The 17,615-nt window shown below is 46.5% G+C and carries 15 protein-coding genes; 9 read left to right on the top strand and 6 right to left on the bottom strand.

Annotated elements, in window-relative coordinates:
* Nucleotides 1–156 precede the first annotated feature (156 nt).
* On the bottom strand, nt 157–1,071 hold the full coding sequence (locus ABDD94_RS03210) for a hypothetical protein (protein WP_345954661.1): 915 nt from the start codon (nt 1,069–1,071) through the stop codon (nt 157–159).
* Nucleotides 1,072–1,256: 185 nt separating this feature from the next.
* Here ABDD94_RS03210 and ABDD94_RS03205 point away from each other — a divergent pair, with 185 nt between their 5' ends.
* From ABDD94_RS03205 to mobC (ABDD94_RS03190), 4 genes are all read left to right on the top strand, one after another.
* Nucleotides 1,257–1,601, top strand: coding sequence for a hypothetical protein (locus ABDD94_RS03205; RefSeq protein WP_345954660.1), 345 nt, complete (start codon nt 1,257–1,259; stop codon nt 1,599–1,601).
* Nucleotides 1,602–2,402: 801 nt separating this feature from the next.
* Entirely contained in the window at nt 2,403–2,813 is a 411-nt protein-coding gene (mobC, locus tag ABDD94_RS03200) for a plasmid mobilization relaxosome protein MobC (protein ID WP_345954659.1), read from the top strand.
* Nucleotides 2,795–4,060 (top strand): relaxase/mobilization nuclease domain-containing protein, encoded by a 1,266-nt coding sequence (locus ABDD94_RS03195; RefSeq protein ID WP_345954658.1) that lies wholly within the window; start codon nt 2,795–2,797, stop codon nt 4,058–4,060. The genes mobC (ABDD94_RS03200) and ABDD94_RS03195 overlap by 19 nt, the downstream gene beginning before the upstream one ends.
* A gap of 29 nt (nt 4,061–4,089) precedes the next feature.
* Nucleotides 4,090–6,147, top strand: a complete 2,058-nt coding sequence (gene mobC / locus ABDD94_RS03190) for a conjugal transfer protein MobC (protein WP_345954657.1) — start codon at nt 4,090–4,092, stop codon at nt 6,145–6,147.
* A gap of 50 nt (nt 6,148–6,197) precedes the next feature.
* Here mobC (ABDD94_RS03190) and ABDD94_RS03185 read toward each other — a convergent pair whose 3' ends face one another.
* On the bottom strand, nt 6,198–6,731 hold the full coding sequence (locus ABDD94_RS03185) for a helix-turn-helix transcriptional regulator (protein WP_345954656.1): 534 nt from the start codon (nt 6,729–6,731) through the stop codon (nt 6,198–6,200).
* A 393-nt stretch (nt 6,732–7,124) separates the two neighbouring features.
* Here ABDD94_RS03185 and ABDD94_RS03180 point away from each other — a divergent pair, with 393 nt between their 5' ends.
* The 4 genes from ABDD94_RS03180 (at nt 7,125) to ABDD94_RS03165 (ending at nt 13,600) form a co-directional block, all read left to right on the top strand.
* Nucleotides 7,125–7,514 carry a hypothetical protein gene (locus ABDD94_RS03180; protein ID WP_345954655.1) on the top strand — a complete coding sequence of 130 codons (390 nt, stop codon included), beginning with the start codon at nt 7,125–7,127 and terminating at the stop codon, nt 7,512–7,514.
* A gap of 130 nt (nt 7,515–7,644) precedes the next feature.
* Nucleotides 7,645–8,997: a redoxin domain-containing protein gene (locus tag ABDD94_RS03175; protein ID WP_345954654.1), complete on the top strand. Its 1,353-nt coding sequence runs from the start codon at nt 7,645–7,647 to the stop codon at nt 8,995–8,997.
* Between the two features lie 26 nt (nt 8,998–9,023).
* Nucleotides 9,024–12,215 carry a SusC/RagA family TonB-linked outer membrane protein gene (locus ABDD94_RS03170; RefSeq protein ID WP_345954653.1) on the top strand — a complete coding sequence of 1,064 codons (3,192 nt, stop codon included), beginning with the start codon at nt 9,024–9,026 and terminating at the stop codon, nt 12,213–12,215.
* Between the two features lie 14 nt (nt 12,216–12,229).
* Nucleotides 12,230–13,600 (top strand): RagB/SusD family nutrient uptake outer membrane protein, encoded by a 1,371-nt coding sequence (locus ABDD94_RS03165; RefSeq protein WP_345954652.1) that lies wholly within the window; start codon nt 12,230–12,232, stop codon nt 13,598–13,600.
* Nucleotides 13,601–13,639: 39 nt separating this feature from the next.
* On the opposite strand, the gene ABDD94_RS03160 is transcribed toward ABDD94_RS03165, so the two are convergent.
* From ABDD94_RS03160 to ABDD94_RS03145, 4 genes are all read right to left on the bottom strand, one after another.
* Nucleotides 13,640–13,948, bottom strand: a complete 309-nt coding sequence (locus ABDD94_RS03160; RefSeq protein WP_345954651.1) for a hypothetical protein — start codon at nt 13,946–13,948, stop codon at nt 13,640–13,642.
* 118 nt (nt 13,949–14,066) lie between these two features.
* Nucleotides 14,067–14,546 (bottom strand): MauE/DoxX family redox-associated membrane protein, encoded by a 480-nt coding sequence (locus ABDD94_RS03155; protein WP_345954650.1) that lies wholly within the window; start codon nt 14,544–14,546, stop codon nt 14,067–14,069.
* A 209-nt stretch (nt 14,547–14,755) separates the two neighbouring features.
* Nucleotides 14,756–15,748 (bottom strand): helix-turn-helix transcriptional regulator, encoded by a 993-nt coding sequence (locus ABDD94_RS03150; RefSeq protein ID WP_345954649.1) that lies wholly within the window; start codon nt 15,746–15,748, stop codon nt 14,756–14,758.
* 115 nt (nt 15,749–15,863) lie between these two features.
* A complete protein-coding gene (locus tag ABDD94_RS03145) occupies nt 15,864–16,040 on the bottom strand; it encodes a hypothetical protein (RefSeq protein WP_345954648.1) in 177 nt (58 codons plus the stop codon).
* Nucleotides 16,041–16,326: 286 nt separating this feature from the next.
* On the opposite strand from ABDD94_RS03145, the gene ABDD94_RS03140 reads away from it, so the two are divergent.
* Nucleotides 16,327–17,613 carry an aminotransferase class I/II-fold pyridoxal phosphate-dependent enzyme gene (locus ABDD94_RS03140; protein WP_345954647.1) on the top strand — a complete coding sequence of 429 codons (1,287 nt, stop codon included), beginning with the start codon at nt 16,327–16,329 and terminating at the stop codon, nt 17,611–17,613.
* Nucleotides 17,614–17,615 lie beyond the last annotated feature (2 nt).

Below are 17,615 nucleotides of genomic sequence, written 5' to 3'. Positions count from 1 at the left end.
TAAACCACTAAAGCTACAATATATTTAATAATAATATCATGCTACGTGGATGCTGTTCGTAAAAAATGTCACTTATAAATGCCAGGCGTTTAATATAATAATTGTTCTATGTCTGAAGGTGCACATTAGGGTTTTGGCCTAGTTACGCACATATCACTAACGGTTGGGATAAGGGCTCCAATCCTTAAAATGCTCGCGGGTATAAAGAACGATGTGGAATTGTTTAACCTCGGGGAAGCGGCGGTTCACCCTGACCTCTTTTTTATAATGGAATTCCTTGCTAACCTGGTAATGATGTTCCCTGACCCGTTGAAAGAACATTTCATACAGAGTAAAAATGGTCAGGGTACCGTGAAAGATGTCTACCCACTGATCGAAAGTGAGATGGAACTTTTCATCGGGCTGTCCCGGACGCTGGTTATCCAGTATAATGTTCCGGCCCAGCATCGCGTACTGGGAATGGGCGATTGCGTTCCGCAGTTCAGACCGGTGCACGCGCTCGAACACCTCGTTTAGCGCCGGTAACCCTTTTTCAAGATTCGCTTTCAGTTCGCGGATCAGCTGGTGCCGCGGCATACTGCCGGCCTCGGCTTTGCCAAAGGAGATCTTCAAGTGCCAGTCGTAATCCTGGCCAGTGATGAGCCGGCTCAGCTGGTAAATTTTTTTCAGGAAAGTCTCGCCCTCCCATATCTTCATGTAGATCAACATCTCGACCTGGATGGTATTGGATTCCACAAATTGCAGCTCATCGATCTCCTCCTGGCGCTCGTCACAATACTCATGCAGCTTTTTATATTCCTCATAAGGCATATCCACGACACTGCGGATATACTGCCGGATAAAATTGTGGTTGGCGGTCTCGCAATGGTATTCCATGTTCGGACCGATGTTATAGAACATTTTTACTGTGCCAGCATGATCGGGGTCTGGTTCCTCTGTCAGGAAGCCGTTCTCCAGGGCCAGCAACAGGTCGCCCGAATGGGTCTGACGCTTCAACGCCAGGTTGAACAATTCATCAAACAGCGGCGACAAGGCCGCATACCGTTCGTCCAATATTTCTTTGAATAACATAAGCTTACATTTTGTAGCAAAGAAAATAGCCTCCTGCGCAACCTATCTGCGCAGCAAAACATCGCTAAGATACACCCCTTAAGATTTTTATCGACACTACAGCTCTTAACAAAAAAAACGTAAGTCAAAATAGCAAAATACTAAAAATATTAGCATATCTTTACCGTTTCAAATGAGTGATCGTCATGGTACCATTTTCAATAGCTCTTGCATTAAAAGAAACGCCCGTTAAACTACTAATCGAGCAGCTGGACAGGTTGGCAGATGAAGAAGGTTATATCCGTTTTAATGTGCGGGATGAAAGGCGCCGAGCGGTAATATTTGTCAACATCGAAGTTAAATTTATTTTAGCCGCCTTGTCGCGTGACACTAAAGGGCTATCAGGCTCGTTAAATTATTCTACGCAACCGGTTGCTTTCAGTTTTGATGACACGTATAGCAGCAATGAAGTGATGTTAATTGGTATCGGCATTCGTGCGCATCTGAATGAAACGCAATACGTCACGAAAAGGCGAACCTTACTGCTTTAACACAGCAGTTGGTTCAACAATATAAGTACAAGTCGGCTATAATCAGAAAGCATGATAGTCAAATCATGTTCTAACCGTTTACGCAAGCGATGTACTGATATGACCACAATTGGTTGTTGAGAAGTGTCGAGCTTTGAACAAACACTTTGTTAATAGATGATTACTCGCTAGGAAATGTATTCCTAATGAGTAACAATCAATAATAGATAACTATTTATTATCTATCAATTACGTCATAATCGGTTAAGCTTAGGATTCTGTTGAATATAGAAAGCAATATGATTCTAAAGGTCAGTCATTATGATGGGAATTGACCAGCTAATTTTTTCAAACTTTAACTACCCTTACTTTATAGGCATTGTCAATCAATGCTTTGAGCCGAAACATTCTGAACTAATTAAAACTATTATTTCATACATAAAAATCATGACACCTTTAATCCATCAAACACAATGTATCATGATTTACAACATTATCATCAATAGAAGATTCCTGCAAGCAGTTCACCCCTGTATGAAAGATCAAGAAGCGATGCTGGCAAATGGTCGGGGCTTTACTCCATCCATTAGGTCAATTAGTATCTACTGAAAATCAAGTAAGGCAAAGCCTTAAAAGTTCCAATTCAAAAGTCAATTATAATACAAGACTTAGGTTTCCGCGAATGCCGTGACAAAGCAGCTGTTGGCAATCGCCAGATTGCAGCAAAGATGTACGTTTGTCCACAAACGGATCTTTGCTGCCTGCCGCAGTGGCTTACCGGGGTTCGGAACTCACCCCTTTTACGAGTCTTTAAATACTTGTATGGAAGCAGCGAACAACTCGAAAAAAGAAGAACGTTTCACTCATCCGGTCAGAACGAGGGTCACGCTGTCCGTTTATCAACGGCTGGAAAAGCTAATCGAAAAAGGTGATTGCCATAGTATCGGTGAGGTCAGCCGCAAGATTTTATCCAACGAACAGATTAAGGTTTTTCATGTCGATGCGTCGCTTAACAGTGTGATGGAGGAGCTAGCGCTAGTCCGGAAAGAACTCAAAGCCATAGGCGTCAATATAAACCAGATTACTAAAGCATTTCATAGTAGCCGTAATGAAAGCTCCAAAAGTTTCTATGCGCTTAAAGTCGCTGAACGCTATGAAACCGTAGGAAAGAAAGTAGACGTGTTGCTAGAGATCGTTTCCCAACTGGCAGAAAAATGGTTGCAAAGATCATAAGCGGAAAGCAAATACGAGGCGTCTTACATTATAATGAGAACAAAGTAGCTGCAGGTCAGGCACAGCTCATTATGGCAAGCGGTTTTGCCGGTGAGATTAGCAGGATGAGCTTTGATCATAAACTCAGACGTTTTGAATACTTGACGATGACAAATGAAAAAGTAAAAACGAATGCGTTGCACATCTCCTTAAATTTTGATGCCAGTGAAAAGCTGGATATTGGCACCATGCAGGCTATTGCTAATACCTACATGGATAAGATCGGATTTGGTGAGCAGCCTTTCCTCGTCTACCGGCATGGGGATGCGGCGCATAATCACGTGCACATCGTTACGACTAATATCCAGCCAGGGGGTAAGCGAATCCCATTACACAATATAGGTCTCTTGGTATCGGAACCTGCCCGGAAAGAAATCGAGCAGGAGTTTAATCTTGTCCGGGCAGAAAGCAAAACATTCAAGCAGCAACCTGCCATAAAACCGGCTGATATAGAAAAGGCCACCTACGGTCGTCTTCCAACTAAGCGGGCAATAAGTAATGTCGTTGCTGTAGTTATGAGTCAGTACAAGTATACGTCTTTAGCCGAGTTCAACGCCGTACTCAGGCAGTTCAATATTGTTGCCGACCGTGGCAAAGAAGACTCGATGATGTATCAGAAAAAGGGCTTGGTTTATTCCCTATTGGATGGTGAGGGAAATAAAATTGGTGTGCCTATCAAGGCCAGTGCCTTTTACAGCAAACCCACTTTAATGAACCTTGAACAAAAATTCGAACACAATATAGAAAAACGCAAGCCTTACCGGGAGGGTCTCAAAGCAACAATAGAAAAGGTTTTTCTGAACTTTAACAGTATCACAAAAGCCACTTTTATTGCTGAACTGCGAAAGCAGAACATCCTAGCCTCATTCAGGCAGAATGATCAGGGACTAACCTATGGTTTGACCTTTATTGACAATATCAATAAAACCGTATTCAAAGGTAGCGACCTAGGGAAACCTTATAGTGCCGGTAACTTAATGCAACGGTTTGGAAACATTGACCAACACATAGCGCTGGCAAATAACAACTATATACAACAGACATCTAAATCCAATTATTTTAATACTAAGGATGAAGAACCAGAGACTAAGTATCTCCGACCGGATGCTTTTGAACGGCAATTAATGACCTTAATGGGTAATAACAAAGGCGATAGCGCTCCGCTCGCGCCTCGTAAGAAAAAGAAAAAGCGAAGTCTCGGCCGATAACAAATTTTATTATTCACAAAGGAGGGCACATGCAAACCGGAGAAGATACACAAGGATTACGCAAGATCAACGACTTTACTCGCTTGATCAGCATATTCATTCTAGCCATCCACTTTTATATTGCCTGCTTTGCTGCTTTTCAGCAATGGCACTTGACAGCAACCATAACAACGCGCATCGTGACTAATATTGCCAGAACAGGGTTATTTATTAACCTATGGAAGCCTAAGCTAGCGGCGTTATTGATGTTACTGGTTTCGCTGATTGGAGCCAAAGGCAAGAAGGAAGAGCGGATTGATAAACGGACAATTACCGGTTTACTGACCAGCGGTTTACTGCTGTATTTGTTAAGTACCCTCTCTTTTTATTTAACTGCGCCGGCAACAGTCGTCGCGATTTTATATATCGGTATTTCCACAACCGGATATCTGCTGATCCTAACCGGCGGTACCCTTTTATCACGATTAATCAAAGTTGGACTTCAAAATGATATCTTCAATACCGAGAATGAGACCTTCCCACAAGAGGAAAGATTGTTGCAAAACGAGTATTCCATCAACCTGCCCGCCACTTACCAATTAAAGAAACAACTCCGCAAAAGCTGGATCAATTTTATCAATCCGTTTCGCGGACTATTGGTCATCGGTACTCCTGGTGCCGGCAAGTCCTATTTCGTTATCCGGCACATTATTACTCAGCATATTAGAAAAGGGTTTACGCTTTTTTTATATGACTTCAAGTATGATGACTTGACCAAGATTGCTTACAACACTTTACTGAATAATACCGGTGCTTACAAAATCCGGCCTAAGTTCTATGTGATCAATTTTGATGACCTGTCACGTACCCACCGCTGCAATCCATTAGACCCGCACAGCATGGAAGATATCACCGATGCGACAGAAGCTGCCCGGACCATTATGTTAGGGCTGAACCGCGACTGGATCAAAAAGCAGGGCGACTTTTTTGTCGAGTCTCCTATTAACTTTTTAACAGCTGTCATTTGGTATTTGCGCAGATACAAGAATGGCCGGTATTGTACCTTGCCCCATGTCATTGAGCTTATGCAGGCCGACTATGATCCGCTCTTTGGCGTATTGCAGGAACAGGAAGAAATTAAGGTACTCATCAACCCTTTCGTGTCGGCATTCCGGAATAATGCAAAAGAACAACTGGAGGGGCAGATCGCATCAGCGAAGATTGGTTTAGCGAGGTTAGCTTCACCGCAATTATATTATGTGTTGTCAGGCAATGATTTTACTTTAGATGTCAACAATCCTGATGAGCCTAAGATTGTCAGCATGGGCAATAACCCGCAAAAGCTTCAAGTATACGGGGCAGTACTCTCCTTATACATTTCCAGGGTCATTAAGCTGGTTAACCGAAAGAACCAGCAGAAATGCAGCCTGATCTTTGATGAATTTCCTACCATCTATTTTAACAATATGGATAGCCTGATTGCGACTGCACGATCCAACAAAGTAGCAACCACATTGGCGGTGCAGGATTACAGCCAATTGAAAAAAGATTATGGGCGGGAACAGGCAGAAGTCATTATGAATATCGTAGGTAATGTTATCAGCGGCCAGGTCACCGGTGATACAGCCAAACAGCTTTCAGAACGTTTCGGCAAGATTATGCAGGATCGTACGAGTCTATCCATCAATAGTGATGACACCTCAACCAGTAGATCGTTGCAATTAGAATACGCTATCCCAGCTTCTAAGATTTCTGGGTTGTCTTCCGGCCAGTTCGTTGGTATGGTTGCTGACGATCCTGAAAATAAGATTGCACTTAAAGTATTTCACAATGAGATACAAAACGACCATGAGGCTATTAAACGAGAAGAAGAGGCTTATCAACCGATTCCCGTTATTCAGGATGTTACCTCAGATTTGGTTCAAGATAACTATATCAAGATCAAAGATGATATTAAGCGCTTGTTGCTGGAAGAACTAGCTGCCGTAAACGAAAGGAATAAAGGATTAGAGAATGATGAAAAAAATAATACAGAATCTCGGAAGGTAGACAGAAATGATCAAAAAACCGTTAAAAACGAGGGTGATCAGCAAGCCTTTTCAATGTAGTGAGAGTCTATTCAAGTGCTAGGTTAATATCAGCAAGCATTCACATACAATTAAACGCTTCTATTATACTTATACAAATAAATACTTCTGTTCCCAAATTTGTCTAGCCTTTGCAATACATCTTTATCGGCTAATCTATTAAGTTCTCGAGATAGCTGCTTACTAGTAAAATCTTTATCAAACTCAACTTTACAAAATTGTTGTATCGAGTTGACCTCTCTGTTATCATTTAAATATCCAGAAGGGATAAGTGTATTTTTTAAAAAATAAGCCACGCTATTCTCACCTTTCCTTGCAATAAAATACTGAGGGTTACTTATATTTTCTTTATAAAATGCTTCAATAGTTGCTATTTGAGCTAGCTTCTTTAATTTCAATGGCTTGGATGACAGAAGAGAGTTTGGCTCAATCTCACAAAAGTCTGCTATCTTTCTTGCTGTGCTGTATGTAATATTAGCATTCCCTTTTTCTATTAGTCGTAAATAGCTGATTGAAAGATTAACTGCTTCAGAAAACCCAGTAAGTGTGAGGCCTGCATACTCACGAATGTATTTAACATGTTGAGCTATTGTTTTTTCATCCATATACGAAATATCCGCCAAGCAAATGGAGAGATATTTCTGTCCTCATATTGAATTATATATTTTGTTTTATGAAATCAGATTTTTATCTTTACAATTAGTAATAACGTTATAGATTAATAAGTGAAATAAATAATTGAAAGAACACCATAGGTATTTCTAAACAAAGAAACCTTGCTTTGGCAGACGTAGGAATCTTAAAAAGCACGCGAGGTTACGGTGAATGGAATGCCCATTTTTTCTATCTTAGATGGAATTAGTGGGCTATTCTCCGTATTGCGTGCTTAGGAAATTTTAATTTCCGCCCTTCCTACGGGGTGCCATTGCAGTACGGGGAATAGTCCACTATTTTTTTCCCCTATATCCTTGCGGAAAGTACCATTAGCAAACGAGGATATGCACGCCACTGCCGTAATTTCTTTTGAAGGCCAACGAACGGGTAAAACCATTGATTTCTTCGCAGAAGAAAAAGCTACAGATAATTGGTCTAATAATATTCCTTCTAACAAAGTTGCAGAGCAGTTATACGCTTGCTTCACTTTTGACCTCACTGGTATAGATAAACACCAAGTTAGTCTCAACCCAGAACAGCTAAGCTACGTCACTTCTAAATTGCCTAAGCTTATACTAGTATCATGCGACTATTACCATTCTAAGAGGAAAGAGATTGAAGTGGAGTGTAATTGTTATGCTAGCAGGTCAGTGTTTACTTATCAGTTGAAAAGAAGACTTATTACTTACCCTCTCCAAAATCCTATCAAAAATTTAATTTGTTATCCGGAATGAACGCTTAGACAAGCGACAGATTACAATTTCATAGACAGTTATTTTTGGAAGTAACTTCTGTCACGATTCTTTATCCCATTCCGTCAGCGACTTATCTACGGCTGATACATATAATTACTAACGCTCACTCATGAAAAAAATAACGATAAACATCGTAATGGCTGTGCTTTGCCTAAATTTTAGCTTATCGGCACAGGTTAACCAAGCCGTTGGTACTGCGACCCATGGCATCCTGATCGGACAGCCCATGCCCGACATCACCCTCACTGGGCTTTTGCATTATAAGGATCGGGCCGGTCATCCGGCCGTTACCGCCCAACTTGCTGACTTTAAAGGCAAATTACTTATCCTTGACTTTTGGGCGACCTGGTGCAGTCCCTGCATCGCCATGATCCCCAGGATGGACAGCTTGCAAAAGCAGTTCAATGGCCAATTGCAGTTCTTGTCCGTAACCTATCAGTCCGCCAACGAGGTCAATGCTTTTATGACCAAGTTCACCCGGCAGCAACACCGGACTTACGATATCCCGGAACTGGTTGGCGATAATATATTAAACAATCTGTTTCCGCACAGCTCTTTGCCGCATTTTGTTTGGATCGATCCACATGGTGTCGTACGGGCCATCACCGATCAGAATGCGGTTACCTCGAAAAATATCGATGACCTGCTACTACATCAGGACATCAAAGCACCGGTAAAACAGGAAGTCGCCTTATTGCCCTATGACCGCACCAAGCCCTTATTCACCCATCAGAACCCGGCGTTTGATTCCACCTTGGTCTTCCGGTCGTCCCTGACCGGGTGCGTGGAGGGCTTACGGTCAGGCTATCATTATGACCTTGATCAACCGGGAAAATCCCGGCGGATCACCGCCAGGAACCTGCCCCTGATGGCCTTGTTCAGTAACGCCTATGCCGGTCAGTATAAGACGCTGGGCAATCATAAGATCTTACTGGATGTTCAGGATACGACGGCCTTGAACTCCTCTAAGACCGGCGCCGCTTATCATCAATGGCTGTTTGCCGGTCATGGCTATTGTTATGAACTGATCGTTCCGCCACGGCTGGCGCCGGATATCTTCTCCATCATGCAGGCAGACCTCAGCCGGCTGTTTCCGCAATACAAAGCCAGATTGGAAATAATGGAGCGGGATTGCTGGGTACTGACCCGGACCGCTGCTACCGATAAGCTGAAGACCACGGGCAGTAAACCCCATATCCAGGTCGACCGCTTTGGCTTTCAGATGAGCAACGCCACCTTGGATTATTTGATCGTACAGCTGGATTCCTTTTACCTCTCCAACACGCCCTACCCGGTAGTGGACGGTACCGGCTTTACCGGTAAAGTAGATCTCAGCCTGGACGCCAACTTGGGCAGTGTGGAGTCGCTTAATCAAGCCTTGGAAAAATATGATCTGAAATTCGTTTTGAAAAAAGCTCCCGTTGAAATGCTGCACATCAGCGACAACGACAAGGCTTTGTAACCCTAATCTTATTCAATAACACGCTCATGAAAAGACTATTACCCCTTTTATTTGTTATTGGCTTCCCGCTGTTGGTCGTCGCGCAGCAGTCCGCCATCACCGGGACCGTTCTATCCAGGAATAACGGCGAGCCGCTGGCGGGAGCCACGGTACGTATGACAACGCAAAGTACAGTTACTGACCGGTCCGGGAATTTTACGCTCAGGCTTACGGAGGCAGCCGATTCGTTAACCATCTCCTTTATCGGGTACCGGACACAGACCATCCAGCTTAACCACTCACCTGGCTTTCGGCATGTCATTCAATTGGAGCCCACCGCTAACCAGTTAAATGAAGTCGTCATCAACACCGGCTACCAGCGCTTGCCGAAAGAACGCTCTACCGGGTCATTTGCCCAGGTCGACCGGCAACTGCTGAACCGGAGGGTCAGTACCGATCTGCTGAGCCGCCTGGAAGACGTGACTTCCGGTCTGATCTTTAACCGGGGCGCGACCAGCACGAACGCCCAAACGCCCATTACCATACGGGGCCAGAGTACCATTAACGCCAACGTGGATCCCCTGATCATTCTGGATAATTTTCCTTACCAGGGTGACCTCAATGACATCAATCCCAATGATGTGGAAAACGTGACCGTGCTTAAAGACGCCGCTGCGGCTTCCATCTGGGGTGCCCGCGCCGGTAATGGAGTCATTGTCATCACCACCAAAAAAGGAGCCTTCAACCGCCCCATACAAGTGTCGCTCAATGCGAATGTGACCATCGGTGCCAAACCAGACCTCTATTACCAGCCGCAAATATCCTCGGCAGACTTTATTGATATCGAGCAAAAATTATTTGCCCAGGGCTTTTACCAGGCTGCGGAACAGTCGGCGTCGCATCCGGCGCTCACGCCTGCCGTGGAATTGTTCATTGCACAGCGTGACGGAAAAATATCAACGGCTGAGGCGAATGCCCAACTGGGAGTCCTCAAGCAGCAGGATGTCCGCAATGACCTGAACCGGTATTTTTACCGGAAAAGCGTCAACCAGCAGTACGCCTTCAACCTCAGTGGGGGCTCAGAAAAACAGCGGTTCTATGTATCGACGGGTTATGACAAAGATTTGGCTAATCTGAACCGCAATACTTACGACCGATTTACTTTAAATGCTTCCAATACTTATTCTATGATCGGCAGCCGGTTGCAGGTCAATACCGGTTTCATGCTGACGCAAAGCAGGAACCAGCTCGACAACCCTAATTACAATGCTTCCTACAATGCGATCACGAATACGCCTTATTATCCCTATGCCAGTTTAGCCGACAGCAAGGGAAACCCGCTGACGGTCGCTAATGATTACCGGATGGCTTATGCCCGGTCTGCCGCATCCTCCGGACTTTTGGACTGGCAATATAGCCCGGTCAATGAACTCTATGCGGCGGATCAAACCAGCAGGGTCACCGATTACCGGATCAATGCCAGCGCGGATTACCGGATTATTCCCTCCCTGCATGCACTGGTGTCCTATCAATATGGGAGAGGACTCACAGACGGCAGGAATTTGCAAAGCCAGGACACCTACTACGGGCGTAACCTTATCAACCAATTTTCACAGGTCAATACGGACGGGAGTATCAAAAGGATCATTCCCTTGGGTGGCATCCTGGACTTAGGGCGAACCTCCCTAACCAGTCACAATATCCGGGGACAGCTTAACTTCAACAAAGGCTGGCAAAAAAATGAGATCAATGCCATTGCCGGCTATGAGTTGCAGGAGGTCCATACGACCGGCAATACTTATCGCCTGTATGGCTATGACGGCGATCATGCCACCAGTCAATTGGTGGACTACGTGAATCCGTATCCATCATACCACAATCCGGGCGCAACCGGGCAGATCCCCAACCGAGACACCCAGACTGATCTCACCGACCGGTATATTTCCTGGTATGCCAATGCCGGTTATACCTTTGACCGGCGGTATTCCCTGACGGGCAGCGTCCGGTTCGACCGGTCCAACCTCTTCGGGGTCAATACGAATCAAAAAGGCATTCCGCTTTGGTCAGCAGGTGCAGGCTGGAACATCAGCCATGAAAGTTTTTATCACCTGGGCTGGTTACCCTACCTGAAGGTCAGGGCAACCTATGGTTTAAGCGGAAACGTGGACAAAAAGCTCTCTGCTTTCACCACTGCCCAATATGCCCTGACCAAAGCGCCCACGACATTGCTGCCCTTCCAGCGTATTGTCAACCCACCCAACCCGGAACTCCGGTGGGAGCAGATCAGGACCACGAACTTCGGGCTGGACTTTAGTACCCGGAATGACCGGATCAGCGGCACAATCGAGGTTTACCAAAAAAAAGGCATAGATCTTATTGGTACCACACCTTACGCGCCGTCCACCGGTATCAGCAGCTTTACCGGTAATAACGCCAATACACTCACCCATGGTGCTGACCTGACGATCAATACCCGTATCATTGACCGCACCATCCAATGGAATTCTACCCTGCTGCTGAGTTATGTCAAAGATCGGGTGACCGAGTATGCGACCGCTCAATTGAACGCTTCTACGATCGGTCTGATCGGCTATCCCATTCAAGGCGAACCCTTGTACGCCATTTATAGTTATCCATGGGCTGGTCTTGACCCCTTGACGGGCGACCCGCAGGGCATTTTGAACGGTCAGGTCAGTAAAGATTATGCGGCCATCCTTAGCAATGCCAGCGCCGGCACGATTGTATACAACGGATCAGCCAGGCCCACTACTTTCGGTGCATTCCGCAATACGATTACCTACCGGAACTTTTCACTGTCTGCCAATATCAGCTTCCGTTTAGGTTATTATTTCCGGAGATCTTCTGTCAACTATACTTCCGTACTGAGCGGACTGGGAGGAAGCGGGGATTACGCCTTACGCTGGCAACAACCGGGTGATGAATCCCATACCCAGATCCCCTCGCTGCCGGCAACGATCGACAACAACCGGGATGGTTTTTATGCGCTCGCGGAAACGCTGGTCGGCAAAGCGGACCATATTCGTTTGCAGGATATCAATTTCAGCTACGACCTGTCCGGTATCCGCCTGAGAAAATTGGCCATCCGGCATTTACAGTTGTACCTGTATGCCAACAACCTTGCCCTGTTATGGAAAGCCAACTCCTTTGGCATTGATCCCGATTACCAGACCGGGCCGCCGCCCAAAACCATCGCAGCAGGCTTTAAACTCGACTTTTAATCAAATAGCATCCCATGAAACAGATTACCCTATGTCTATTAGCCGGCATGACCTGTTGGATCAGTGCCTGTCAGAAAGAGTTCCTGGATAAAAAGCCCAATCAGGCCCTGACCGTTCCAACCACGCTGACCGACTTCCAGTCCCTGTTAGATAATAACGCGGATATCAATGTGGCGCCCTATCTGAGCGTGACCGCTACCGACGATATTTACACCACGGATGCCGGTCTTTCCGGCGCAGGCGTGGTGATCGCCAACAGCTACCTGTGGCAGCCCGATATCTACCAGGGGCAAACCCAGAATGACTGGAACAAACCTTACCAGCAGGTATTTACGGCGAATGTGATCCTGGATGGCCTGGCTAAGTTTAAGCCGGACCCGGCCAGCCAAAGCCAGTTCAATATGATCAAAGGCAGTGCCTTATTCATCAGGTCGCTGGCGTTCTACCATTTGGCGCAGCAGTTTGCGATGCCCTACGACCCGGCTACCGCTGCTGCGACCTTGGGCATCCCTGTTCGTCTTTCTTCCGACGTCAACCAGCCATCAACCCGGGGGACGCTGCAACAGGTTTATGATCAGATCACGCATGACCTGCTCCTTGCCGCTGACCTGTTACCCATGCAAAATGATTATAAGACCCGGCCGACCCGGCAGGCCGCATTCGCCTTGTTGGCCAGAACGTATCAAACCATGCAGCGGTATGACCAGGCAGGGCAATATGCTTCCGCCTGCCTGAATATCCGGAAAGACCTGATCGATTACAATACGCTCACCGCCAGTTTAGCCAAGCCCTTACCCCGGGCATTGCCTAATGGGAATGATGAGGTATTGTATTACACCGCATTGAGCAACGTTAACTTTTTTATTATCCCGACGCTAACCAGCGTGGACAGTACCTTGTACCGTTCTTATGCGGCCAATGACCTGAGAAAATCCATCTTTTTTACCGTGAAATCCAGCGCGATCACCCAGTTCAAAGGGAACTACAGCGGGACGACAGCCATGTTTGCGGGTCTGGCCCTGGATGAAGTTTACCTCATCCGGGCAGAAAGCTACGCCCGGGCAGGCAACAGTTCCGCCGCCATGAACGACCTGAATTTCCTGTTGCAAAATCGTTGGAAGAAGGGAACCTTTGTCCCGCTGACGGCATCGAGCACCGAAGACGCCTTGACACAGGTATTAACCGAACGCCGGAAGGAACTGGTCTTCCGGAATACCAGATGGACCGATCTGAAACGGCTAAATCAGGATAACCGGTTCGCCAAGACTTTGATGAGAAACGCAAATGGAAAAACCTATACGTTGTTACCCGGAAGCCCGAGATATGCTTTCCCCATACCGGACGATGAGGTCAGGAACAGTGGAATAGCACAAAATAATAGATAAAAAAGCAAAGCCGGCTCCCCTGGGGGCCGGCTTTGTTGATTAAGGAATGACGGTATATTGTCCCATTTCCGTGTCCGGACTGTTGGGCGCCGGTACGCCGTCGGCCGGCTGGCTGTTAAAGAAAGCGGTACAGGCTTTGGATGCTTCCGAACAGCTGTAATTCCCGGATTCGCCACCTTGCTCACGGTTATTTAACACCCAGTGCGTCGTTGCACTGGAACTGGTATTGGCATACTGTTGCAGCGCTTTTGGGCTTGCTGCCGGTGCTTTGAATGCCAGGGTGAAGGTAGCTACTGCTACAAGGCCTGCCAGGCCTAGTTTGTTGATGTTCTTAAAAAAGTTACGCATGATCTCTAGTTTTAAATTCGTACCGGAATGGCACGAATGGATTGACCGTACAGACCCCGGAAGCTTGTATCCTACGGCCGATTTTGATTTTGGTAGTGCAGGGCAAGCTCTCATCCTGCTATCGCTGATCATTCAATTGCCTAAGCCTCCTTTCTTTGTTAGGATGTAACCATCTGTTGATTGCCTTCCATTCGTTGTCTATGGCAATACCCCCAAGGGCAAGCCCTATGAAAACGAGATTGAATAAGAGATGTGTACTATAGCCCATATGGGACAAGATCCCGCCACAGCTGCAGGGAACCCGGCCAAATACCCCGGTCATGGTAATCGCAATATAAATCGTAAAAGCACTCAGTAAAGCAACGGAAGCATACAGCGCTCTCAACCTGCTTGGTAAATAGAGTAATAAGGATACCAGTACCAACTCTGTTAAGGGTACCAGCCACCATAAGAGATCAGCGATCAGGGTTGGAAAAACCTGGTTACGCATTTCCTGCCGTGATTTGTCCAGATCAGCCAGCTTGCTCATCGCTGCATAAAAAAACAACGCTGCTATGATGCCGGCAATTACTTTCAATAGCTTTTCTTTCGTGTTCATGGCTCATTCCTTTGATCAACATCTTTAAGTACAACCTGGCCTAGTGGGCACAGCGCTGAGCTTTTGATAGATGCTGAGGTAAAGTTCGGTCGCCGGACGTCCAATCATTTACAGTTTCGGAGTAAATGGAAACCGGTTAGATGACAATGCGCAAAAAGTAGATGAACTTTGGAGTCCGCTTGCCCGGGAGCCCCGGATCACCTGGTTGATCATTTAACGGCTTTTCGATAGGTCGTGGGATTGGTATGATAGAACTTGTTGAACGCCGTGGAAAAGTAAGCTTCGTTATCATAGCCGACCATTAAGGCAATGCTCCGGATAGGGGTAGTCGTCTCTTTTAACAGCGTGGCTGCTCTATTCATCCGGAGCTCGATCACCAATTGGTGAACCGGTTTGTCCAAATATTTTTTCGCTAATTTTCTGACCTGCCAACCGGTCAATTGCAGCGCCTCCGCCATCGACGATAGCCGGTTAACTGACTCGGTGTGATAATTCGCTTGCAGGAAGTCCAGGAGCCTGCGGGCGTCCGCTTCTTCCAGGTGGGTGATGATATAATGGTTGTTCTCCAGCAGCTTGTGATAAAATTTCAGGCACTTGGTCAGCAAAACCAAAATACCTGCGCCCCGCTCTAAAGCATCTTCGGCAGTGTAATGAAGCATCCGGTCCAGGTAATTCCGGACCGTTTGCCCGATTAGACAATAAGGCAAGATCAGCGGTGCCTTGCGCCCCGCTACCAGGCACCGCAGCAATTCATCAAACTGAGGGAAGTCCGCTTTTGCCGGCAAGAGCGCTTTTTCTGAAAAGGTAACGATCAGCAACTGGTGCAGTCCCTTTTTCAACCTGGCTTCATAACTCACGACTCCGTTATAAGAAAGATAGAAGGTGCCGGCCATAGCCTGGGAGATCCGGTGGTCCCCTTCATCATAAAAATCGATGGCCCCCTTGAACATGAATGTCAGAAAGGTTGCCGGGTAAAGTACATCAAATTTAATGTAGATCTCTGCAGCGGCTTTGATCTCCAGTAACTGCAGGTAAAATCCGACATGGCTGAACTGCTGACTCACCATAGGTGCATCCGGGTAAGGAATCAACTCGCATACGGCGTGCGGAACGGGATAAGCACCCAATCCGGGTCGATATTTCACCCGTTTGATCTGCGCTCTGACATTCACTGGAAGATGTATGGCTATTGGTGGTTCCATAACGCTGTTAATTATTGGTCTTATTGTTCCTGTCCAGCTGCGTGATGAGTACAGGAGTTCAGCCTGGATTTGACCGGATGATCGTTCCTTTCAAACATTCACATGATCAAAAAATCTAATCAACACCCTGTTCACCGGGATAAGTCATGACTTCGGCTATGGGTATCGCCCGCCGCATAATTTCACAGTTTTTACAACCCTGGTCTCTAAATCTGACGTCTATCAGGTCTTTTTTGCAGTTTTTAATCAATATTTTTTCGGAAAACTGCTCAAATTCAATGTTCTGGGGCAAATGAATTAGTTATGTATCGATTGGTCAAGTGTCATTCTCGCAATAATAAAAGACACTTAAATGTAAAGCGATAAGGATTTTTGAAAATTTCGAAAAATAAAGGGTTCAATCGAATATAAAATTGCAATTATGGCAGGCTATAATCGCGGCTGCAAGCCCCGGGTTAACAAAAATTTAAATATTAACAAAAGATTAATTTGGTATTAAATAATACGCAAAAGTGACCGCTTTTTGAAAAATGGTACCTTAAATTTAAGGGTAAGCACTAAAACACTTATCCGGTACAATGAATATTAACTTTGAAAAGGCCAGCTTCAAGGATTTTGAGAACATTGAAGGCTACAACATGTATGCAAGGGCCGAGATCTTTAACAACTACCTGAACTTCCTGGATCAACGCGGGCACCTCAATTACCGCATGGTCTGTACCTCCGGCTGCGGCCCTGAAATACAGGTCCTGCTACCCGGTCAATCCAGTCCGCAGCCACTTGTCGGCCTGGTCTCCAACGACTATCTGGGGTTTACCCAACATCCCCGTGTCCGGCAAGCCGCCATGGCGGCGATCGAACAATATGGCACAGGTTCGGGCGCGTCTCCGGCCATCGGTGGACATTTCCGCTTTCACCAGCAACTCGAAGAAGCAATCGCCCGGTTCTTCAGACGGGATCAGGACGCTTCCATTTTATATACCACCGGTTATACTTCCAACAGCGCCACCATCCAGTGCCTGCTGAAAAAGGAGGATATCGCGATCTATGACATGGGCGTACATGCCAGCGTCCAGGAAGGCGGACTGCTTACCAATGTCAAAACCTTTCCGCATAATGACCTTGACCGGTTAGCGCAGGTATTGAAGAATGCGCAGCATGCCTATCGCAACAAAATGGTCGTGATCGATGGCGTGTATTCCCAGGACGGTGATATGGCCCCGCTGGATCAAATTCTAAACCTAACGAAACAGTACGGTGCTTACCTGGCCGTTGATGACGCGCATGGGATCGGTGTGATCGGTAAAACAGGCCGGGGAGTGCTGGAGTTGTATGACCTGCTGGACGAAGTAGACCTGATCACCGGCACTTTTAGTAAGACCTTCGCCAGTATCGGTGGCTATGTCATTGGCAAGCCGGCGCTCATCCGCCTGCTCAAGTTCCAGTCCCGTCAGCATCTCTTTTCCGCCGCCGGCACCCCCGCAGATATTGCCGCAGTGCTGGAGTCGATCCGCCTGCTCGATGAGGAGCCCCAGTGGATGGATCGGCTCTGGGATAACATCCGTTACTTCCGGCAGGGCTTACTGGATATGGGCATGGATATCGGTACGACCGAATCTGCGATCATCCCCGTGAAGATCGGTGACCCGAAAAAAACGGGTGAAGCCGGATTACTGTTACTGGAACAGGGCATTTATACCAATCCGATCATCTACCCGGCCGTTTCCAGGAAAGATGCCCGGATCAGGATGAGCGTCATGGCCACGCATACCCGGGAACAACTGGACCGGACCTTGCAGGCCTTCGCCCGGGTAGACCAGCAGATCGGCATTGCCCTACCCAACAGATCAAGAAGTGAACATTAAAA

The organism is Mucilaginibacter sp. PAMB04168 (assembly GCF_039634365.2).
Lineage (GTDB): Bacteria > Bacteroidota > Bacteroidia > Sphingobacteriales > Sphingobacteriaceae > Mucilaginibacter.
Note: the sequence above shows the minus strand (reverse complement) of the source record. Positions and strands in the feature narration are given on the sequence as shown.